General features: G+C 70.9%; 19 protein-coding genes, 3 tRNA genes and 1 pseudogene. 10 read left to right on the forward strand and 13 right to left on the reverse strand.

The genetic code is table 11. The annotated features are described in order from the left end of the window. Positions 1 to 171: 171 nt before the first annotated feature. A complete protein-coding gene (locus ACF062_RS23985; protein WP_392141046.1) occupies positions 172 to 609 on the reverse strand; it encodes an SSI family serine proteinase inhibitor in 438 nt (145 codons plus the stop codon). A 216-nt stretch (positions 610 to 825) separates the two neighbouring features. On the opposite strand from ACF062_RS23985, the gene ACF062_RS23990 reads away from it, so the two are divergent. The 9 genes and pseudogenes from ACF062_RS23990 (at position 826) to ACF062_RS24030 (ending at position 7,169) form a co-directional block, all read left to right on the forward strand. Beyond that, positions 826 to 916, forward strand: a tRNA-Ser gene (locus ACF062_RS23990). Positions 917 to 1,128: 212 nt separating this feature from the next. Continuing rightward, positions 1,129 to 1,201 (forward strand) — tRNA-Arg (locus ACF062_RS23995). Positions 1,202 to 1,412: 211 nt separating this feature from the next. After that, complete coding sequence (locus tag ACF062_RS24000) at positions 1,413 to 2,363, forward strand: DUF2797 domain-containing protein (protein WP_392141048.1); 951 nt, start codon at positions 1,413 to 1,415, stop codon at positions 2,361 to 2,363. A gap of 122 nt (positions 2,364 to 2,485) precedes the next feature. Then, entirely contained in the window at positions 2,486 to 2,830 is a 345-nt protein-coding gene (locus tag ACF062_RS24005; RefSeq protein WP_392141049.1) for an antibiotic biosynthesis monooxygenase family protein, read from the forward strand. A gap of 85 nt (positions 2,831 to 2,915) precedes the next feature. Then, positions 2,916 to 3,707, forward strand: coding sequence for a response regulator transcription factor (locus tag ACF062_RS24010; RefSeq protein ID WP_392141051.1), 792 nt, complete (start codon positions 2,916 to 2,918; stop codon positions 3,705 to 3,707). After that, positions 3,704 to 4,108 carry a hypothetical protein gene (locus tag ACF062_RS24015; protein ID WP_392141053.1) on the forward strand — a complete coding sequence of 135 codons (405 nt, stop codon included), beginning with the start codon at positions 3,704 to 3,706 and terminating at the stop codon, positions 4,106 to 4,108. The genes ACF062_RS24010 and ACF062_RS24015 overlap by 4 nt, the downstream gene beginning before the upstream one ends. A 26-nt stretch (positions 4,109 to 4,134) precedes the next feature. Further along, positions 4,135 to 4,589, forward strand: a pseudogene (locus ACF062_RS24020) (glycosyltransferase); the annotation flags it as partial. Between the two features lie 200 nt (positions 4,590 to 4,789). Next, complete coding sequence (locus tag ACF062_RS24025; RefSeq protein ID WP_392141055.1) at positions 4,790 to 6,292, forward strand: MFS transporter; 1,503 nt, start codon at positions 4,790 to 4,792, stop codon at positions 6,290 to 6,292. A gap of 49 nt (positions 6,293 to 6,341) precedes the next feature. Next, on the forward strand, positions 6,342 to 7,169 hold the full coding sequence (locus tag ACF062_RS24030) for a TetR/AcrR family transcriptional regulator (protein WP_392141057.1): 828 nt from the start codon (positions 6,342 to 6,344) through the stop codon (positions 7,167 to 7,169). A 43-nt stretch (positions 7,170 to 7,212) separates the two neighbouring features. Here ACF062_RS24030 and ACF062_RS24035 read toward each other — a convergent pair whose 3' ends face one another. From ACF062_RS24035 to ACF062_RS24045, 3 genes are all read right to left on the reverse strand, one after another. Next, positions 7,213 to 8,031, reverse strand: a complete 819-nt coding sequence (locus ACF062_RS24035; RefSeq protein ID WP_392141059.1) for a YceI family protein — start codon at positions 8,029 to 8,031, stop codon at positions 7,213 to 7,215. A 196-nt stretch (positions 8,032 to 8,227) separates the two neighbouring features. Then, positions 8,228 to 10,774, reverse strand: coding sequence for an MFS transporter (locus tag ACF062_RS24040; RefSeq protein WP_392141061.1), 2,547 nt, complete (start codon positions 10,772 to 10,774; stop codon positions 8,228 to 8,230). Between the two features lie 13 nt (positions 10,775 to 10,787). Beyond that, complete coding sequence (locus ACF062_RS24045; protein ID WP_223775565.1) at positions 10,788 to 11,294, reverse strand: MarR family winged helix-turn-helix transcriptional regulator; 507 nt, start codon at positions 11,292 to 11,294, stop codon at positions 10,788 to 10,790. A 175-nt stretch (positions 11,295 to 11,469) separates the two neighbouring features. Between ACF062_RS24045 and ACF062_RS24050 the strand changes: the two genes are divergently transcribed. Next, positions 11,470 to 11,673 (forward strand): hypothetical protein, encoded by a 204-nt coding sequence (locus tag ACF062_RS24050; protein WP_392141063.1) that lies wholly within the window; start codon positions 11,470 to 11,472, stop codon positions 11,671 to 11,673. 143 nt (positions 11,674 to 11,816) lie between these two features. Here the strand turns inward: ACF062_RS24050 and ACF062_RS24055 are convergent, their stop codons facing one another. From ACF062_RS24055 to ACF062_RS24095, 9 genes are all read right to left on the reverse strand, one after another. Continuing rightward, on the reverse strand, positions 11,817 to 12,632 hold the full coding sequence (locus ACF062_RS24055; RefSeq protein WP_392141065.1) for a hypothetical protein: 816 nt from the start codon (positions 12,630 to 12,632) through the stop codon (positions 11,817 to 11,819). 112 nt (positions 12,633 to 12,744) lie between these two features. Next, entirely contained in the window at positions 12,745 to 13,608 is an 864-nt protein-coding gene (locus tag ACF062_RS24060) for an RNA polymerase sigma factor SigF (protein WP_356576845.1), read from the reverse strand. Positions 13,609 to 13,852: 244 nt separating this feature from the next. Then, a complete protein-coding gene (locus tag ACF062_RS24065; RefSeq protein ID WP_223775561.1) occupies positions 13,853 to 14,689 on the reverse strand; it encodes an RNA polymerase sigma factor SigF in 837 nt (278 codons plus the stop codon). A 265-nt stretch (positions 14,690 to 14,954) separates the two neighbouring features. Beyond that, the gene (locus ACF062_RS24070; RefSeq protein ID WP_223775560.1) at positions 14,955 to 15,248 is read right to left on the reverse strand and encodes a Dabb family protein; all 294 of its coding nucleotides are present in this window, start codon (positions 15,246 to 15,248) and stop codon (positions 14,955 to 14,957) included. A gap of 46 nt (positions 15,249 to 15,294) precedes the next feature. Beyond that, positions 15,295 to 15,474, reverse strand: coding sequence for a hypothetical protein (locus ACF062_RS24075; RefSeq protein WP_223775559.1), 180 nt, complete (start codon positions 15,472 to 15,474; stop codon positions 15,295 to 15,297). 409 nt (positions 15,475 to 15,883) lie between these two features. After that, positions 15,884 to 15,968 (reverse strand) — tRNA-Ser (locus ACF062_RS24080). Between the two features lie 69 nt (positions 15,969 to 16,037). Then, positions 16,038 to 16,481, reverse strand: a complete 444-nt coding sequence (gene tadA / locus ACF062_RS24085) for a tRNA adenosine(34) deaminase TadA (protein ID WP_392141218.1) — start codon at positions 16,479 to 16,481, stop codon at positions 16,038 to 16,040. A 96-nt stretch (positions 16,482 to 16,577) separates the two neighbouring features. Then, positions 16,578 to 17,132 carry a hypothetical protein gene (locus ACF062_RS24090; RefSeq protein ID WP_392141220.1) on the reverse strand — a complete coding sequence of 185 codons (555 nt, stop codon included), beginning with the start codon at positions 17,130 to 17,132 and terminating at the stop codon, positions 16,578 to 16,580. Between the two features lie 205 nt (positions 17,133 to 17,337). Further along, a complete protein-coding gene (locus tag ACF062_RS24095; RefSeq protein ID WP_199809524.1) occupies positions 17,338 to 17,508 on the reverse strand; it encodes a hypothetical protein in 171 nt (56 codons plus the stop codon). Positions 17,509 to 17,596 lie beyond the last annotated feature (88 nt).

Consider the following 17,596-nt stretch of genomic DNA (forward strand, 5'->3'; position numbering starts at 1 on the left):
CGTGTCACGGGAGGGAGTCTACGGGGAGTGGTTGCCCGCGCGACGCCGGATGAGAGGGAGGTCGCACGCAGAAGCTGTGAGTTTTCAGTACTGCCTGGTCACAGGAGGGTAGAGGTCACCGGCCGGAGAACGGCGACGTCACCCTTCATCGTGGGACGACTTCACCCGCCATCACGAGGTGTGGGGGAGCACCGGCGCCATGCGGTCCCAGCGGGAGATCTCGCAGCCGTTGCCGCGGTTGTACGTCGCGTCCACCGGCCGGCCCTGCCAGGTTCCCGTGATGCGCGCGGTGGCGGGGCCGCCGTACTGCATCGTGCACATCCTGTCGGTCGGCACGGGCGCGAACGGGTCGGTCCCATAGACGGTGACCTCGTCCAGCCGCGCGCACGCCTTGGCGGCGGCCGGGTGGGTGCCGCCGGTGGGGTGGCATTTCAGTACGTACGTTCCCTCGCCGTCGCCCCCCGAGTCGGAGACGGTGATGGTCAGCCGGTCGGTCGGGCCGGGGGCAGAGGGATGGGACGGGGCGGCGTGTGCGGCGACGGGGAGGAGGGGAAGGGCGGACAGCGCGGCGACGGAGGCGGCGGCGGTGAGGACGAGACGGCGCAGCATGGGAGCTCCATGGAGGTCGGAGTGGCGGCATGGACGTCTGGGCCCACGGACGGACCCACCGCCTTTAACGCCGTCCGCCGCGTGACGTTGCGGGGCGGGCTGACGCTTTGCTCTGCGGGCCGCGCGACTAGTACCGTGGAGGACGCGATTGGTGACACCCCGCCTGGCTGTGTCATCATCTGCACGCACCCCCGCGCTCGCGCAGGTGTGCAAGCTGGAGGCGTCGCCTAGTCCGGTCTATGGCGCCGCACTGCTAATGCGGTTTGGGCCTTAAAGCCCATCGAGGGTTCAAATCCCTCCGCCTCCGCAGGTTGAACCCGAAGCCCCGGTCGTCCTCGACCGGGGCTTCGGTCGTGTCCGGGGCGGGACGGGCGCCTGCCCAGGCGGCCGGGTGTGGTGGCCCTGAGGGTGTTTGCCCAGCTCAGAGCGGGTGAGGGAAACGGATTTCGCCTCACGGCGCAGGTCATGTAATGTTGTTCTCGCAACGCCGACGGGGCAGAAAAAACCCCGGAAGCACAAGCACTCGTAGCTTAACGGATAGAGCATCTGACTACGGATCAGAAGGTTGCAGGTTCGAATCCTGCCGAGTGCACAGCAGGCGAAAGGCCCCCGGAGATGATCCGGGGGCCTTTCGCGTTGCCCGGTGCCCCAGCGAATACTCACCCCGGGACGTCAGCGGCGGGATCGAGGCGCGTCTGTCATCGCTGCGGCGGGATGACGCTGCCCGCCGGGCATCGCGAGGCCGCAGGCCCGATGTCAGTGGCATGCGGCATCGTGGATCGCCTCTCGGGAGGAGTACGGCGATGGAGTGGCGTTGCGCGGGACTCGGGTGGCCGGGTGGGGGGCCCGTGCTGCGGTGGGCGGGGGGCAGGAGCAGTGCCCTCGCGTACGGGCGGGTGATCGGCTTCCGGGCCGTCGGTGAACGGCGGTGCGTGGGAGCGCGCGGCAACCCGTGCCCCCTGCGGGCCGTGGTGCCGGCGCGGGCCACGCAGGCGCGGTGCCCCGAGTGCGCGCGGCTCGACCGGGCGTTCTCCGTGGCGGCGGACGGGGTGCCGGACGATCCGCGTCCGTACCGGGTGTACCTCGCGTGGTTCGGGGCGGGGTTGCTCAAGGTCGGGATCACGGCCGAGGAGCGGGGTGCCATGCGGCTCCTGGAGCAGGGGGCCGTGGCGTTCTGCTGGTTGGGGCGGGGGCCGCTGATGGCGGCCCGGCGTACGGAGGAGTTGCTGCGGGCGGCCCTCGGGGTGCCGGACCGGGTGCCGTACGCGCGCAAGCGGGCGGTGCGGGGGGCGCTGCCCGGGTGGGCGGAGCGGGCGCGGGAGTTGGAGGGGCTGTACCGGCGGGCGGTCGTGCTGGAGGGGTGGGCCGAGGCACTGGAGCGGGTGGAGTTCGAAGCGGTCGACCACTCCGCGGAGTTCGGCCTGGCGGAAGCGGCGTCCGGCCTGAGGGAAGGGGTGCGTGGCCTGGAGGGGGTGCAAGCGGTGTCCGGCCCCGGGGAAAGGGCGCGCGGGGCCGCTGACGGCGTCGTGCGGGAGGTGGTCGACGGCGGGGTCCTCGCGGGGCGGCTCGTCGCCGCGGCCGGGCCCGATCTGCATCTGGCGGTCGCGGACGGGCGGGTGCTGGTCGTCGATACGCGCGTCCTGGTGGGGTGGCAGCTGGCCGGGGTCGACGCGGGGCCTGGCGCCGAGGTGACCGTCCCGGTGGAAGCGTTGGTAAGCGCCGGGGGTGGGAGTGAGCAGGACGGGCTCTTCTGAGGGGGCGGCGGCCCGCGGTCCTGCCGCGGTTGCTGACCGAATGGTCAAATCCGGGTGACCGGAGGGCAAGGAGTGGCGGCCAAGGGTGGACACCGCGTGGCCGCGCTCCGAGTGTGGGGGGCATGAGTGATCACGTGACGGGGCCGGTCGGGCCCTTCGAACCGCCTTACTACGCCGTCGTCTTCACCTCCGTCCGTGGTGGGGACGGGCAGGGGTACGACGAAACCGCCGAGCGCTTGGACGAGTTGGTCGCCGCCGTGCCGGGATTCCTCGGGATGGAGTCCGCCGGGACGCCGGGCGGACTCGGCATCACCGTCGGGTACTTCCGCGACGAGGAGGCGATCAAGGCCTGGCAGAGCGATCCCGAGCACCGCGTGGCGCAGCGGCGCGGGCGTGCGGAGTGGTACGAGTCGTACGTCCTGCACATCGCCAAGGTGGAGCGGAGCCACGGCTTCGTGCGGGGGTGACGGAAGAGAAGGCCGCGCGGTGTTTCTCAGGGAATTCACAGGTTGACGCAAGAGTGCTCTCAGGGGCGCGGCCCACGCTGTGGGTATGACCACGACCACGCCTCAGGCGCGTACCGAACTGCTCAGGGCGGACGGGAGCCCCGTCCGTGTACTCGTGGTGGACGACGAGGCGTCGCTCACCGAGCTGATGTCCATGGCCCTGCGGTACGAGGGCTGGCAGATCCGCAGCGCGGGCGACGGCGCGGGCGCGGTGCGGGTGGCGCGCGCGTTCCGGCCCGACGCCGTGGTGCTCGGCATGATGCTGCCCGACATGGACGGCCTCTCCCTGCTCGGCAGGCTGCGCCGGGAGCTGCCGGACGTGCCCGTGCTGTTCCTGACCGCGAAGGACGCGGTGGAGGACCGCATCGCCGGGCTCACGGCCGGCGGCGACGACTACGTGACCAAGCCCTTCGGCCTGGAGGAAGTGGTGGCGCGGCTGCGCGGCCTCATCCGGCGGGCCGGGGCCGCGGGCAAGCGCAGTGAGTCCATCCTTGTGGTGGGGGATCTGACCCTCGACGAGGACAGCCATGAGGTGACGCGCGGCGGGGACTCCATCCATCTGACCGCCACCGAGTTCGAACTCCTTCGCTACCTCATGCGCAATCCGCGGCGCGTGCTCAGCAAGGCGCAGATCCTCGACCGGGTGTGGAACTACGACTTCGGGGGCCAGGCCAACGTCGTCGAGCTCTACATCTCGTATCTGCGCAGGAAGATCGACGCCGGACGGGAGCCGATGATCCACACGCGGCGCGGGGCGGGGTATCTGATCAAGCCCGCCGCAGCGCCGGCCGTAACACCCGCCGCACCCACCCCAGCACCCGCCGCCACGCCTTCGTGAGACGCGCCGCCCGCCTCGTGGGACGCCCCGGCGGGCGACGGCAGCGGAAGAGTACCCTCCGCACCCGGCTCCTCCTCTCCGCGGTCGCGCTGATCGCCGTCGTCGGCGCGGTGATCGGCACCGTCACCACCATCGCGCTCAAGTCGCACCTGTACGACCAGCTGGACGGCGCGCTCGGCGACGCCGCCGAGCGGGCCGCCGGGCCCGTCCTCGCGCCCGGTGAGAGCCGGCTGCCGAAGCCCGGCAGCAACCCCGGCACGCACGGTGATGCGCTGGAGTTCGTCTCGCGGGGCCCCCAGGAGATCGGCACCGTCGGCGCGCAGGGGGGCCGGGACGGCTCGGTCGCGTGGGCCCTCGTGAGCACCGAGGCGGACAGCGACAGCGGCAGTCCACTGCCCTGACAGACCACTTGGCGAGTGTCGGCCGCATGCGAACCGGCTCTCTCCCGGGCGTCCTGCCGTCGCGGGACCACCTTCCCGCCGCATGGCGCGACGTGCCCGTCATGGACGTCGTGATCCCCGTCCACAACGAGGAGAAGGATCTCGGGCCGTGCGTCCTGCGGCTGCACGACCACCTCCTGCGCACCTTCCCCTACCCCTTCCGCATCACCGTCGCCGACGACGCGTCCACGGACGGCACCGCGAGCGTCGCCGCCCGCCTGGCCGGTTCCGTGGACGAGGTGCGGCACGTCCGGCTCGACCGGACGTCGACCTGTCCACCGACCTCAACGCGCTGCTGCCGCTGGTCGCCCCGCTGATCTCGGGCCACTCGGACCTCGCGATCGGCACGCGGCTCGCGGGCGGCTCACGGGTGGTGCGCGGGCCCAAGCGGGAGTTCATCTCGCGTACGTACAGCCTCATCGCCTCGTCCCCGATCACGGCGTGGGTCGAGTCGGCCTTCACCAAGGTGACGGCGGGCAGCGCGGCGTTCTACGACCTGACCCGGCCGAAGAAGCAGCGACGCCGCGGCCCCGCTCCCCCTCGGGCCGGATAACGGCTTGTACGCCGTATGGGAGCTGCTCTACGGTGTATGAGTCACGCAGCCTCGTACACCGTAGAACCACCCGAGACCAGGAGCCCCGCATGACGGCGACGACCGCCGAGTCCTCGGCCGCCCCACCCCGGCACCCGCAGCGCTGGCTGATCCTCGGCGTCATCTGCCTCGCCCAGCTCACCGTGCTGCTCGACAACACCGTCCTGAGCGTCGCGATCCCCTCCCTCACCCGGGAGCTGGACGCGTCCACGTCCGACATCCAGTGGATGATCAACGCCTACTCGCTCGTGCAGTCAGGGCTGCTGCTCACCGCGGGCAGCTCCGCCGACCGCTACGGCCGCAAGAAGATGCTGCTCACGGGCCTCGCGCTCTTCGGCATCGGTTCGTGCGTCGCGGCGTTCGCGCAGTCCTCCGCGCAGCTCATCGCCGCCCGCGCGGGCATGGGCGTCGGCGGCGCGCTCCTGATGACCACGACGCTCGCGGTCGTCGTACAGATCTTCGACGAGACCGAGCGCGTGAAGGCGATCGGCCTCTGGTCGACCATCAACTCCCTCGGCTTCGCGGCCGGTCCGCTGCTCGGCGGCTTCATGCTGAACCACTTCTGGTGGGGCTCGATCTTCCTGATCAACCTCCCCGTGGCGCTGCTGGGCCTGCTCGCGGTCGCCAAGCTCGTGCCCGAGTCCAAGAACCCCCGGGGCGACCGCCCCGACCTGCTCGGCGCGCTGCTGTCCACCATCGGCATGGCCTCGGTGGTCTACGCGATCATCTCCGGGCCCGACCACGGCTGGACGTCGTCGCAGGTGCTGGTCTCCGCGACGGTCGGCGTGCTGGTCCTCGGCGCCTTCGTCCTGTGGGAGCTGCGCATCCCGTACCCCATGCTGGACATGCACTTCTTCCGCAACCAGCGGTTCGTCGGCGCGGTGGCGGGCGCGATCCTGGTCGCCTTCGGCCTGAGCGGCTCGCTCTTCCTGCTCACCCAGCACCTCCAGTTCGTCCTCGGGTACGAGCCGCTGGAGGCGGGCCTGCGGACGGCGCCGCTCGCGGTGACCATCGTCGCCCTGAACCTCACCGGCGTCGGCGCGAAGCTCCACGCCAAGCTGGGCACGCCCGCGACGATCCTGTCCGGCATGAGCGCTCTGGCCGCCGGTCTCGCGGTGATAGCGCTGCTCGGCGGCGACGACTACAACGGCATGCTGGCCGGGCTCGTCATCATGGGCGCGGGCATCGCGTTCGCCATGCCCGCCATGGCCAACGCCATCATGAGCGCCATCCCGGTGGAGAAGGCCGGCGTCGGCGCGGGCGTCAACGGCACCCTCGCGGAGTTCGGCAACGGCCTCGGCGTCGCCGTCCTCGGCGCGGTCCTCAACTCCCGCTTCGCCTCCCTCGTGGCGGTCTCCGCGGCGTCCTTCCCGGCGGCCATGGCCGCGGCGAAGTCGCCCGGGGAGCGGGAGCGGATCGCCGACGCGTTCGCCTCAGGACTGGAGACGAGTCAGCTGGTGGGCGCGGTCGCGGTGTTCCTCGGCGGTGTCCTCGCGGCCGCGTTGCTGCGCAGGGCGGAGAGGGCAGACTCCGTGGGGAAGGCGGCGGCATAGCATCGGGGGACCACCACCCGGGCCCCAGGACCAACCAGGAAGGCGCGCCATGGCCAAGGCAGCCGGCGGCACGAAGAACCCGGCGCGGATCAGTGTCTGGCTCCAGGGCAAGGCTCCCCGCGGCGGGGGACGCAGGGGCGACCAGCCCAGCGGCCTCGACCGGGACCGCATCACCGAGGCCTCGGTCCGGCTCCTGGACGCGGAGGGCCTCGCCAAGTTCTCCATGCGCAGGCTCGCCGCGGAGCTGAACGTCACGGCGATGTCCGTCTATTGGTACGTGGACACCAAGGACGACCTCCTGGAGCTCGCCCTCGACGCGGTGTGCGGCGAGATGCGGCTGCCCGACACGGAGGCGGCCGACGTGTCCTGGCGCGACCAGCTCCGGGCCCTCGCCGACGAGTACCGCGCGCTGCTGATCCGCCACCCCTGGGTCTCGCCGCTGGTCGGCAGGTTCCTCAACATCGGGCCGAACTGGCTGGCGTTCGCCGTCGCGGTGCAGCAGACGGTACGCAGGACCGGCCTGCCCCCGCACACGCAGAACGGCGCGATCTCGGCGGTCTTCCAGTTCGTGTACGGCTTCGGGACCATCGAGAGCCACTACGCGGCGCGGTGCGCGGCGGCGGGCATGACCCAGGACGAGTACTACCGGGAGGCGACCGGGACGGTCGAGGACGAACTCTCCTCGCACGGGATCATGGAGAGCGCGAAGGAGCTGCTGGCGGTGCGCGGCGACGCCACGGTGGAGGAACTGTGGCAGCGGGACTTCACGGTGGCCCTCGACCTGATGATCGCCGGGATCGAATCCCTTCTCGAACAAGAGAAACGAGGGGAGCGAGCCGGTCGAGGCGAGACGCCGGACGCCCGCCAGGGACTCTGACGGGCGCCGGGACATCGCGTGGACACATACCCGCGTACGCGGATCAGGCCTGCGGAAGCGCGTCCCCCTGCACGGCCTGGATGTCCAGCTCCACCCGCAGCGTCGTGCCGATCGCCGAGATCCCCGCCTGCACCACCTGGTTGTAGTTCATGGCGAAGTCCTCGCGCCGCAGCTCGGCCGTGGCCCGGAAGGCCGCCCGGGTGCCGCCCCAGGGGTCCGCGCCGGTCCCCAGGTAGCTCAGCTCCAGGTCGACGGGGCGTACGACACCGTGCATGCCCAGCTCCCCGTGGACCGTCCAGCGGTCCGCCCCGGCCGCCGTCAGGCCGCTCGACCGGTAGGTGATCTCCGGGTACTGGTCGACGTCCAGGAAGTCCGGCGACTTCAGGTGCCCGTCGCGCATGCCGTTGCCCGTGTCGATCGATGACGACCGGATGACCGCCTCGACCCGTGACTTCGCCACGTCCTCGGCGATCTCCACGCGCCCCCCGAACTCCGTGAACCGCCCGTGCACGCTGGTGATCCCGAGGTGCTGGGCGACGGCGCCCACGGTGGAGTGCGCCGGGTCGATGGTCCAGGGCCCCGGCGGCGGCAGCTCCGTGCCGCCCTGCCGGGCGAGGACGACGCTGCCGACCTCGGCCCGGCCGCTGGCCGTGACGAGGGCCGTGGAGGCCACGGGCGCGTAGCCGACGGCGGTGACGATGACGGTGTACGGCCCCGGCACCAGGGCCGTGTCATCGCGTACGACGCCCTCCTCGTCGGCCGCCGCGCGCAGCATCTGCGCCCCGGTCATGTCGGTCACCGTGACGACGGCGTGCGGCACGGCCCATCCGTCGCGCGTGCGGATCCGAGCGTTGAGTCCCATCCCGTTTACTCCTTGCCGGGCCCCTGTCAGGAGGCCACAAAAAAGTTCAAGTCCCGTCAGGCCGGGGAACGGACGGCCCCCGGGCGGCGGTGGCCGGCCGTCCCCTGCCGTGAACGCCACCGCCGGCCCGGGGGCCCTTTCCGCGACCGGCCCGTGGCCACGCCTCCGCTCGGGGCGCGGCCACGGGCCGGGGTCGTCACTCGCCCGGGTGGGCGAGCTCGATGTCGTGGCCGTCGACGCCGCTGCCGGTCACCGACAGGCCGGTCGCCACCGGCGGGTAGCCGGTCGCGATGACCGTGTACTCACCGCTGTCGAGATCGGTGAAGGCGTACGCCCCGTCCGCCCCGGTGGTGGCGGTGGCGACGACGTTGCCCGCCGCGTCGACGAGCGTGACCCGCGCGTCGTTCAGCGGCCCGCCGCCCGCACGGACGGTGCCGAGCACCCGGGCGCCGGCGCTGAGCTCGACCTCGACCCGGGTGACCCCGGCCCCGCCGACCTCGACGGGCAGGGCCATGGGCCGGTGTCCTGCGGCGTTCACCGCGATGGTGACGGTGCCGGGGACCAGCTCGGCGAAGGTGAACTCGCCCTGCTCGCCGGAGAGCCCGGTGGCGAGGACGTCACCGCGCACGTCGGTCACGATGACCATGGCACCGGAGACGGGCAGCTTGCTGTCCGCGTCCCGCACCACACCGCTGAGCCCGCTGGTGCCGCTCAGCAGGATGTCGTACGCGAGGGCGTCCTCGCCCACCACGACGGTCGAGGCCTGCGGCTGGAAACCGTCGGCGGAGGCGATGAGCACGTACGACCCGGCGCCGGGGGCGTCGACGGAGTAGGCCCCGTCGCCCTGGGCGACCGCGCGGCCGAGCTGCCGTCCCCCGAGGGAGATCAGCGTGACGGCGGCCTGCGGGACGGGCGCGCTCTCGGCGCCGCGGACATGGCCGTGCACCGGGATGCCGTCGGTGACCGGGGGAAGGCCCCCGGACGCGGCCTCGGCGGCGGACGCCACGGCGGCGAGCCGCTGCGTGCCCTCGGGTCCGGCCTCGGTGCGCGAGGCGACGGAGGCGAGGACGGGCTCCTCGGCGGAGCCGGCCGAAGCAGCCGAAGCGGGAGCCGCGGCGTCCGCGGGGGTGTCCCCGGCGGTGGCCTGGGCCAGCGCGCCGGACGTCCGCAGCGGGACCTCCTTGATGAACAGCGTGATCAGGAAGGCGATCAGCGCCATCGGCGCGGCGATCAGGAAGACGTCGGCGATGCCGTGCCCGTACGCGCTCTCCATCACCGTGCGGAACGGCTCGGGGATCTTGTCCAGGTCAGGGATGCCGCCGCCACCGGTGCCGCCGTGGCCGAACTGCGCGGCGGCCTTCGGGCCGAGGTCGGTGATGCCGTCCTTGACGTAGTCGGTGATCCGCGTGGCCATGATCGCGCCCAGCGCCGAGACACCCATGGCACCGCCGAGGGAGCGGAAGAAGGTGACGACGGAGGAGGCGGCGCCGAGGTCCTGCGGCTCGACCTGGTTCTGGGTGCAGAGCACCAGGTTCTGCATCATCATGCCGATGCCGAGACCCATCAGAGCCATGTAGATCGCGATGTGCCAGTACTCGGTGTCGTACCGGATGGTGCCGAGCAGACCGAGGCCCGCCGTCACCAGCAGACCACCGCTGACCAGCCAGGCCTTCCACTTGCCCGTCTTGGTGATGATCTGGCCCGAGACGGTCGACGAGATGAACAGGCCGCCGATCATCGGGATCGTCATGACACCGGACATGGTCGGGGACTCGCCCCGCGCCAGCTGGAAGTACTGGCTGAAGAAGACCGTGCCCGCGAACATCGCGACACCCACGAAGAGCGAGGCGAGCGAGGCGAGCGTGATGGTGCGGTTGCGGAAGAGCCGCAGCGGGATGATCGGCTCACTGGCCTTGGACTCGACGAACACGAAGATCAGCCCGAGGACGACCGACCCGCCGACCATGGCGGCGGTCTGCCACGACATCCAGTCGTACTTGTCACCGGCGAAGGTGACCCAGACGAGCAGCAGGCAGACGGCGGCGCTGATGAAGAAGGCGCCGGCCCAGTCGACCTTGACGTCCCGCTTCACGACGGGAAGCTTCAGGGTCTTCTGGAGGACGATCAGCGCGATGATCGCGAAGGGCACACCGACGTAGAAGCACCAGCGCCAGCCGAGCCACGAGGTGTCGGTGATGACGCCGCCGAGCAGCGGGCCGCCGACGGTGGCGACCGCGAAGGTCGCGCCGAGGTAGCCGGAGTAACGCCCGCGCTCACGCGGGGAGATCATCGCGGCCATGACGATCTGCGCCAGGGCGGAGAGACCGCCGACGCCGATGCCCTGCACGACGCGGCAGGCGATCAGCATCCCGGCGCTCTGCGAGAGACCGGCGACGACGGAACCGCCGACGTAGATGATCAGGGCTATCTGGACCAGGGCCTTCTTGCTGAAGAGGTCCGAGAGCTTGCCCCACAGGGGCGTGGTCGCCGTCATCGCGAGCAGCGAGGCGGTGACGACCCAGGTGTAGGCGGACTGGCCGCCGCCGAGGTCACCGATGATCTCGGGCAGGGCGTTGGAGACGATCGTCGACGACAGGATCGCCACGAACATGCCGAGCAGCAGCCCGGACAGCGCTTCCATGATCTGCCGGTGCGTCATCGGAGCGTTCGCGTCGGGGTGACCGTGGTGGGCTCCGTGCTTGGCATGGCTGCCCCGCACACCGGCTGGTGTGGTTGTTGCCATGGACTTCCTCTTCTTACGCGGGTGTACGGGTGGTCTGTACGTCGTGGGGGGACACGTCGTGGGTGGGGTGGGGCAGCCGGGCCGAAGCCGCGCGGCAGTCCCCGAAGCTGTCGCGCAGACGCGCGAGCAACGTGCTGAGCTGGACGACCTCGTCGTCGGTCCAGTCGTGCAAGTAGTGGGTGAGGGTCCGGATGGAGAGCTCGGAGAGCTCGTCGACCTTGGCCTTGCCCTCGGGCGTGAGCCGCAGGATCCGGGAGCGCTTGTCCGCGGGGTCGGGATCGCGGACGATCCACTCCCTCTCCGCGACATGCGCGACATGGCGGCTCGTCACCGACATGTCCACGGCGAGCAGCTCCGCGAGCCTGCTCATCCGCATCGCGCCGTGGCGATCCAGCAGGACGAGTACGGCGGCGGACCCGCCGGGGCAGTCGTGGGGCAGACCCCGGCCGAGACCGCGCTTCACGGCACCGATGGCGCTGAGCTGTCGGGCCAGCTCCTCGTACTGACGCTGCGCGGCCACGGCACCTCCTGGGTATTTGTTGCTTAGGGCAACGATAAAACCAGTTGGTTGCCACAGGCAAACTAAAACCGGACCAAGGCCCTAAAGAGTCGGCAAAGCTCTGGGGCTGCGTGCGTAAAGTCCCAGGCGGGCGGGGGTTGGGCCGGGAGCCGTGGATTCGCTAGGGTCCTGCTCCATGGCACACAACCCCCAGGGTCCCCAGGGCAACCCCGACCCCGCCGGCAGCACGCAGATGTTCCGCGCCTTTGTCGACGAGGCGCCGCAGGGCCGCCGAGCGGCGACGCCCGCTTCCACCTCCGGTCCGCGGGTCGGCCTGATCCTCGGAGTGGTGCTTGCCGTGGTGATCGTGGCGGGAGTGGCGTGGCTGGCGCTGAAGTAGCGGCGGCGTTCTAGGGCCTGTCTGACAATTCCCGCCTGCCTCCGGGCGACGACGCGAATTGTCAGACAGGCCCTAGCGGAGACCTGAGCCCCGTCAGGGGCGCGGGGAACCGCGCGACCGGCCGAGACGTCCCGCGGACGCCGTCATCGCCAGTCGACCGAGACGTCCCGCGTCTCGACATGCATCCCCAGCGGTACGCGCCACGCGTCGACACATATCGGCCAGGTTTCCGTCTTCTTCCGCCCCGCTTCGATCGGGGCCGGAAGCTTTTCGGTCGACTCGACCGTTCCCCAGTCGACGCCCAGCGCCCCGATGATGTGCGTCCCGAAGGTCACCGTGCCCGAACGCACCGGTGATCCCCCGGAGTTGTGGAAGGTGACCGTCACCTTCTCGCACCACCGCTTGGCCGCGGGGGCCCGCTCCGGCTCACCGACGCTGAGCACCGCCGGCCCGCTCGGCGGTTCTGCCGGGCGGGGCCTCTCCGTACGCGGGGGCGTCGGGCCGCCACCCGGTGGAGTCCCGGCCGACGGCGGAGCGGAGCCGCTCGGCCCGGTGGGCGTGGCCGAAGCGGGTGGGCTCCCTTGAGCGGTGGGCGGCTTCCCCTCCGTGCCACCCGCCCCGCTGCTTCCGGGAGCGTCCCTGTCCGTCCCGTGCGGCGTCGCTGCCGCCGGGTCGCCGCGGCCGTCACCGGCGCCGCCTCCGGAGTCCTTCGCGCCGCCGGTCCCGCCGTCTCCCCGGCCTCCCTGGTCTCCGGCGTCTTTGGCGTCACCGTCCAGCGGGATCAGCCGCACGTCACCGGTCGGGCCCCCGGCCTCGCCCGGTGCCTTGTCCGGTACGGAGCCGACCGCCCCGGTCGCCACATGACCTTCGCCGCTCCCGCCGCCGCACGTGGCGAGGAGTCCGCCGAGGCACAGCAGGGCCGCCGACGCACCGAGCACGTTCCGAGCACCACGTCGCATGGCGGCAGTGTGGCTGACGGCCCGTCAATAAGGAACCCGTCAGCAACACGGCTTACGCGGCGCGCGGTTGACACGCCGGGCGGTGCATGAGGTGGGCAGGGCTTCCGGGAGGTCAGTCCGAGATGAGACCGTCACGCAACTGCGCCAGCGTCCGCGTGAGCAGCCGTGAGACGTGCATCTGCGAGATGCCGACCTCCTCGCCGATCTGTGACTGCGTCATGTTGGCGAAGAAGCGCAGCATGATGATGCGGCGCTCGCGCGGCGGCAGCTTGGCGAGCAGCGGCTTGAGGGACTCGCGGTACTCGACGCCCTCCAGGGCCGTGTCCTCGTACCCGAGCCGGTCCGCGAGGGAGCCCTCGCCGCCGTCGTCCTCCGGGGCCGGGGAGTCGAGTGAGGACGCGGTGTAGGCGTTGCCCACCGCCAGGCCGTCGACGACGTCCTCCTCCGACACCCCGAGCGCGAGGGCGAGTTCGGGCACGGTCGGCGAGCGGTCGAGCCGCTGGGCGAGTTCGTCGCTGGTCTTCGTCAGCGCGAGCCGCAGCTCCTGGAGGCGGCGCGGGACCCGCACGGACCAACTGGTGTCGCGGAAGAAGCGCTTGATCTCGCCGACGACGGTCGGCATCGCGAACGTCGGGAATTCCACGCCCCGTTCGCAGTCGAAACGGTCGATCGCCTTGATCAGGCCGATCGTGCCGACCTGGACGATGTCCTCCATCGGTTCGTTGCGGCTGCGGAAGCGGGCCGCCGCGTACCGCACGAGCGGGAGGTTGAGTTCGATGAGCGTGTCGCGTACGTAGACACGCTCGGGGCTGTCCTGGTCGAGTGCGGCGAGCCGCAGGAACAGGGAGCGGGACAGGGTCCTGGTGTCGATGGCTTCCGGGGCCGTTGAGCTCTGAAGCGCGTCGGGCGCGGATTCGCTCGGGCCCTTGGTGAGCGTGAGCGTGAGCACCTTCGAGCTGCCCTGGTCTGCGGACATGCCACCCCCTTGAGGTCGCGGACGGTCGCGGCGGGCGCTCCCGTCGGAGGAACGCAGCCTCCACCTGAATACCGGAGGTGGGGCTACGGCAAACGCGGTTCCAGCAGAATGTCACATGTCGGCAACGCGCTGTAGTTACTTGTCGACAAACAAGGGTGACATCCGTGCAGGAAAGAGGGGGTCTGCGGCATTTCGGCCAGGCGTGCCGTCGGGAAGAGCCCCGACCGCACTCCACTCGATACGGTTACGCCTCGATCCGATTTGCGGACCGAAGTCGCGCGAAGCTCCTGGCGAGCAGCCTCGACACATGCATCTGGGAAACGCCCAGTTCGGCGCTGATCTGTGACTGCGTCAGATTGCTGTAGTAGCGCAGCAGGAGGATCCGCTGCTCGCGCTCGGGCAGTTGGACGAGGAGATGGCGTACGAGGTCGCGGTGTTCGACGCCGTCGAGCGCGGGATCCTCGTAACCGAGCCGGTCGAGCAGGCCGGGCAGCCCGTCGCCCTCCTGGGCCGCCTCCAGTGACGTGGCGTGGTACGAGCGGCCGGCCTCGATGCAGGCGAGCACCTCCTCCTCGGTGATGCGCAGCCGCTCGGCGATCTCGGCGGTCGTGGGGGAGCGCCCGAAGGCGGTGGTGAGGTCCTCGGTGGCGCCCGTCACCTGCACCCACAGCTCGTGCAGCCGCCGTGGCACGTGGACTGTGCGGACGTTGTCGCGGAAGTACCGCTTGATCTCACCGACGACGGTCGGCATCGCGAAGGTCGGGAACTGCACCCCGCGGTCCGGGTCGAAGCGGTCGATGGCGTTGATCAGCCCGATGGTGCCGACCTGGACGACGTCCTCCATCGGCTCGTTGCGGCTGCGGAAGCGGGCCGCCGCGTACCGCACGAGGGGCAGGTTGGCTTCGATGAGCGCGCCGCGTACCCGGCCGTGCTCGGGGCTGCCCGGCTCCAGGTCCTTGAGCTGGCCGAAGAGGACCTGGGTGAGGGCCCGGGTGTCGGCGCCGCGGGTGCTTCCGGTGCTCGGTGCGGTCTTCGTGGGTGGAGCCTCGGGCGCAGTACTGGCCGGCACGGTCAACGCCACCCCTTCTCGGTCAAGCCCAGTCAAGCTCGGTCGACCTGAATCGGTCTCAATCGGTCTCAGTCGACCTCGGTCAACTCATCCGTCAAAAGCGGTCATAGCATCACAAGACATGTGCACTGTGTGCAAGCACCCGATAACTACGTGTTGAGGGGCAAGTTGAGGCCGGGAACGCGGAACGGCCCCGCACCGTCGTGGTGCGGGGCCGTGCGGAGCCGTGAGGGCAGGGGTCCGGCGGGTGGCGCGGAGCAGGGGCCTCCGGGGCGGCTCAGAACTCGTAGTCGGCGATCACCCACGTGGCGAACTCCCGCCACATGGCGACGCCCGCCTGGTGGGCCGGGTGTTCCAGGTACCGCTTCAGCGCTTCGGTGTCCTCGACCGCGGAGTTGATGGCGAAGTCGTACGCGATGGGGCGGTCGGTGATGTTCCAGTCGCACTCCCAGAACGTCAGTTCCGGGATCTGCCCGCCGAGCGCGCGGAAGGCGTCGACGCCCTCGACCACGCGCGGCTCGTCGCGCCGCACACCGTCGTTGAGCTTGAAGAGGACCAGATGGCGGATCACGGGCACTCCTTGGAGAGGGCTGGGGCCTGACGGCCTTGGCGGCCGCTCAGTCCTTGCCTCCGTTGGCGACCCACGTCATGAAGTCGCCGATGCTCTGAGCGGCGCTCGAAACGCCTTCGAAGCCTATCTGCACGTAGTCCGCGGCCTTGGCGGGGTCGGTGATGATCACGTAGAGAACGAAGACGACCACCACGAAGAGGCTGATCTTCTTCCACTGCACTGCCACGATCTGGCCTCCCCTTACCCGCGCCCCGTGTGACCCCTGTGACGGCGGTGAGTCTAACCCGGCGCGCACTCACCGGGCTTTTAAGGACCAACGGCCCACATCCCCAGGTCGTTTGCCTGCCTTCCTCCGGTGGCACGGAGCGCAGGATGGATGGTGAGCCCGGCGGATCTGGCAGGAATCCACGGGCGAGGGACCGGCCCCACTGCGGGGTCCGCGCCGTCTGCTTCCCCCTGACGACGGCGCCGACTTGAGGGCTGGTCCTCGTCGGGGGAAGCGGCTTTGTCCCCCCGGTGCCGCTTCCCCCGTCCTTCTCTCTTCCGGCCACTCTCTTCCGGCCGCACTCTTCTGGGGTTCTCCCGGCAGCACGACGAAGGGCCCGTCCGATCGGACGGGCCCTTCGTGTCAAGAGCGGTAGCGGAGGGATTTGAACCCTCGGTGACTTGCGCCACACTCGCTTTCGAGGCGAGCTCCTTCGGCCGCTCGGACACGCTACCGAGAGGAACTCTAGCCCAAGATGGGCCGTGGTCAGAAATCCGTTCCGCGCGGCGTCCCGGCGTCCCGGTTCAGCGGCCCCGGTGCCCCTCGCGGAAGAAGCGGGTGAGGAGTCCGGCGGCCTCCTCGGCGAGGACGTCATGGATGACTTCGGGGCGGTGGTTGAGCCTGCGGTCGCGTACGACGTCCCAGAGCGAGCCGGCGGCTCCGGCCTTGTCGTCGCGCGCCCCGTAGACGACCCGGTCCACGCGGGACTGCACGATCGCGCCGGCGCACATCGTGCAGGGTTCCAGCGTGACGACGAGCGTGCAGCCGGTCAGCCGCCACTGGCCTAGCTCGGCGGCGGCCCTGCGGATGGCGAGCACCTCCGCGTGCGCGGTGGGGTCGCCGGTCAGTTCGCGTTCGTTGTGCCCGGCGGCGAGCACCGTCGTGCCGTCCGGGGACAGCACGACGGCGCCGACGGGGACATCGCCGCCCCGGACGGCCAGCTCGGCCTCGGCCAGAGCGAGCCGCATGGGCGCCCGCCAGCGGTCGCGTACGGGGTCGTGAGCAGTGGTCTGGTCGGTGGTGCGGTCGGTGGTGTGGTCGGTCGGGTCGGTCACATCGGGAACCTAGCGGACGGTCTCCAGCACCTCCGCCGCCCCGAGGATCTCGGCGATGTCGTTGAGGGCGTCGCCGGCCTCCAGGCCGAGCAGCTCCTTCTCCGGCACGCCGAGGTCGGTGAGGAGGTCCGCGTCACCGAGCGGGCCCGGGGGCACCGCGTCGCCGGTGTCGGCGGGCCCGTCGTCCCCGCCGTCGGCGGAGTCCTCCGGTTCTCCGTCCTCCGTACCGTCGAGGTCGAGGGCGTCGAGGTCGGCGACCGTGTCGTCGGCGCCCGGGGCGCGGCCGAGCATTTCGTCGGTGAGCAGGATCTCCCCGTACGAGCTGCGGGCGGCCGCGGCCGCGTCCGAGACATAGATACGGGGATCCTCCTCGCCGTCCACGCGGACGACGCCGAACCACGCGCCTTCCTGTTCGATGAAGACGAGCACTGTGTCGTCGTCGTAGTCGGCCGTGGCTTCTCGGGCCAGATCGGCCAGATCCGCCAGGGTCTCCACATCGTCGAGCTCTGTGTCGCTCGCTTCCCACCCGTCTTCGGTGCGCGCGAGCAGTGCGGCGAAGTACACCGTGACTCTCCCACTGGTCATAGGCAGTGCCGGTTGGCGGTTTGGGGTCCCCCCGGCGAGGTCGGGGGGCGGGGAGCTGCTGTGCCGAGCCCCGCCCATTCGGAATCGTGGCAGAAACAGCGCCGTCAGGAGAGGTCTTCGGCCCGCTGTGTCCGCGTCGGCTTCATCCGGTGCCCCCCGCGGGGCCCGCCGCGCGCCGGGGCGGTCACCAGCGGAACGTACGCATACGCATCTGCTGACGCATCCGTGCCGCCCGGGCGCGGCGCGGCTTCACACGGTCCCGGAGCTCGATGGCCTCGGCGCGCTCCCGCAGAAACTGTGCGCGGCGCCTGCGGCGCTCGGCGTCGGTCTCGTCATCCGGCTTGCGTTCCGCCATGGGCCACACCACCTCAGTCCGTACGTCCCACCTTCCCCTGGTCGGCGGTATTGATGCCGACGAGCGGCGCGGGGGCCGGGCCCGGTTA

The sequence above is a fragment of the Streptomyces sp. NPDC015345 genome (genome assembly GCF_043078805.1).
GTDB lineage: Bacteria > Actinomycetota > Actinomycetes > Streptomycetales > Streptomycetaceae > Streptomyces.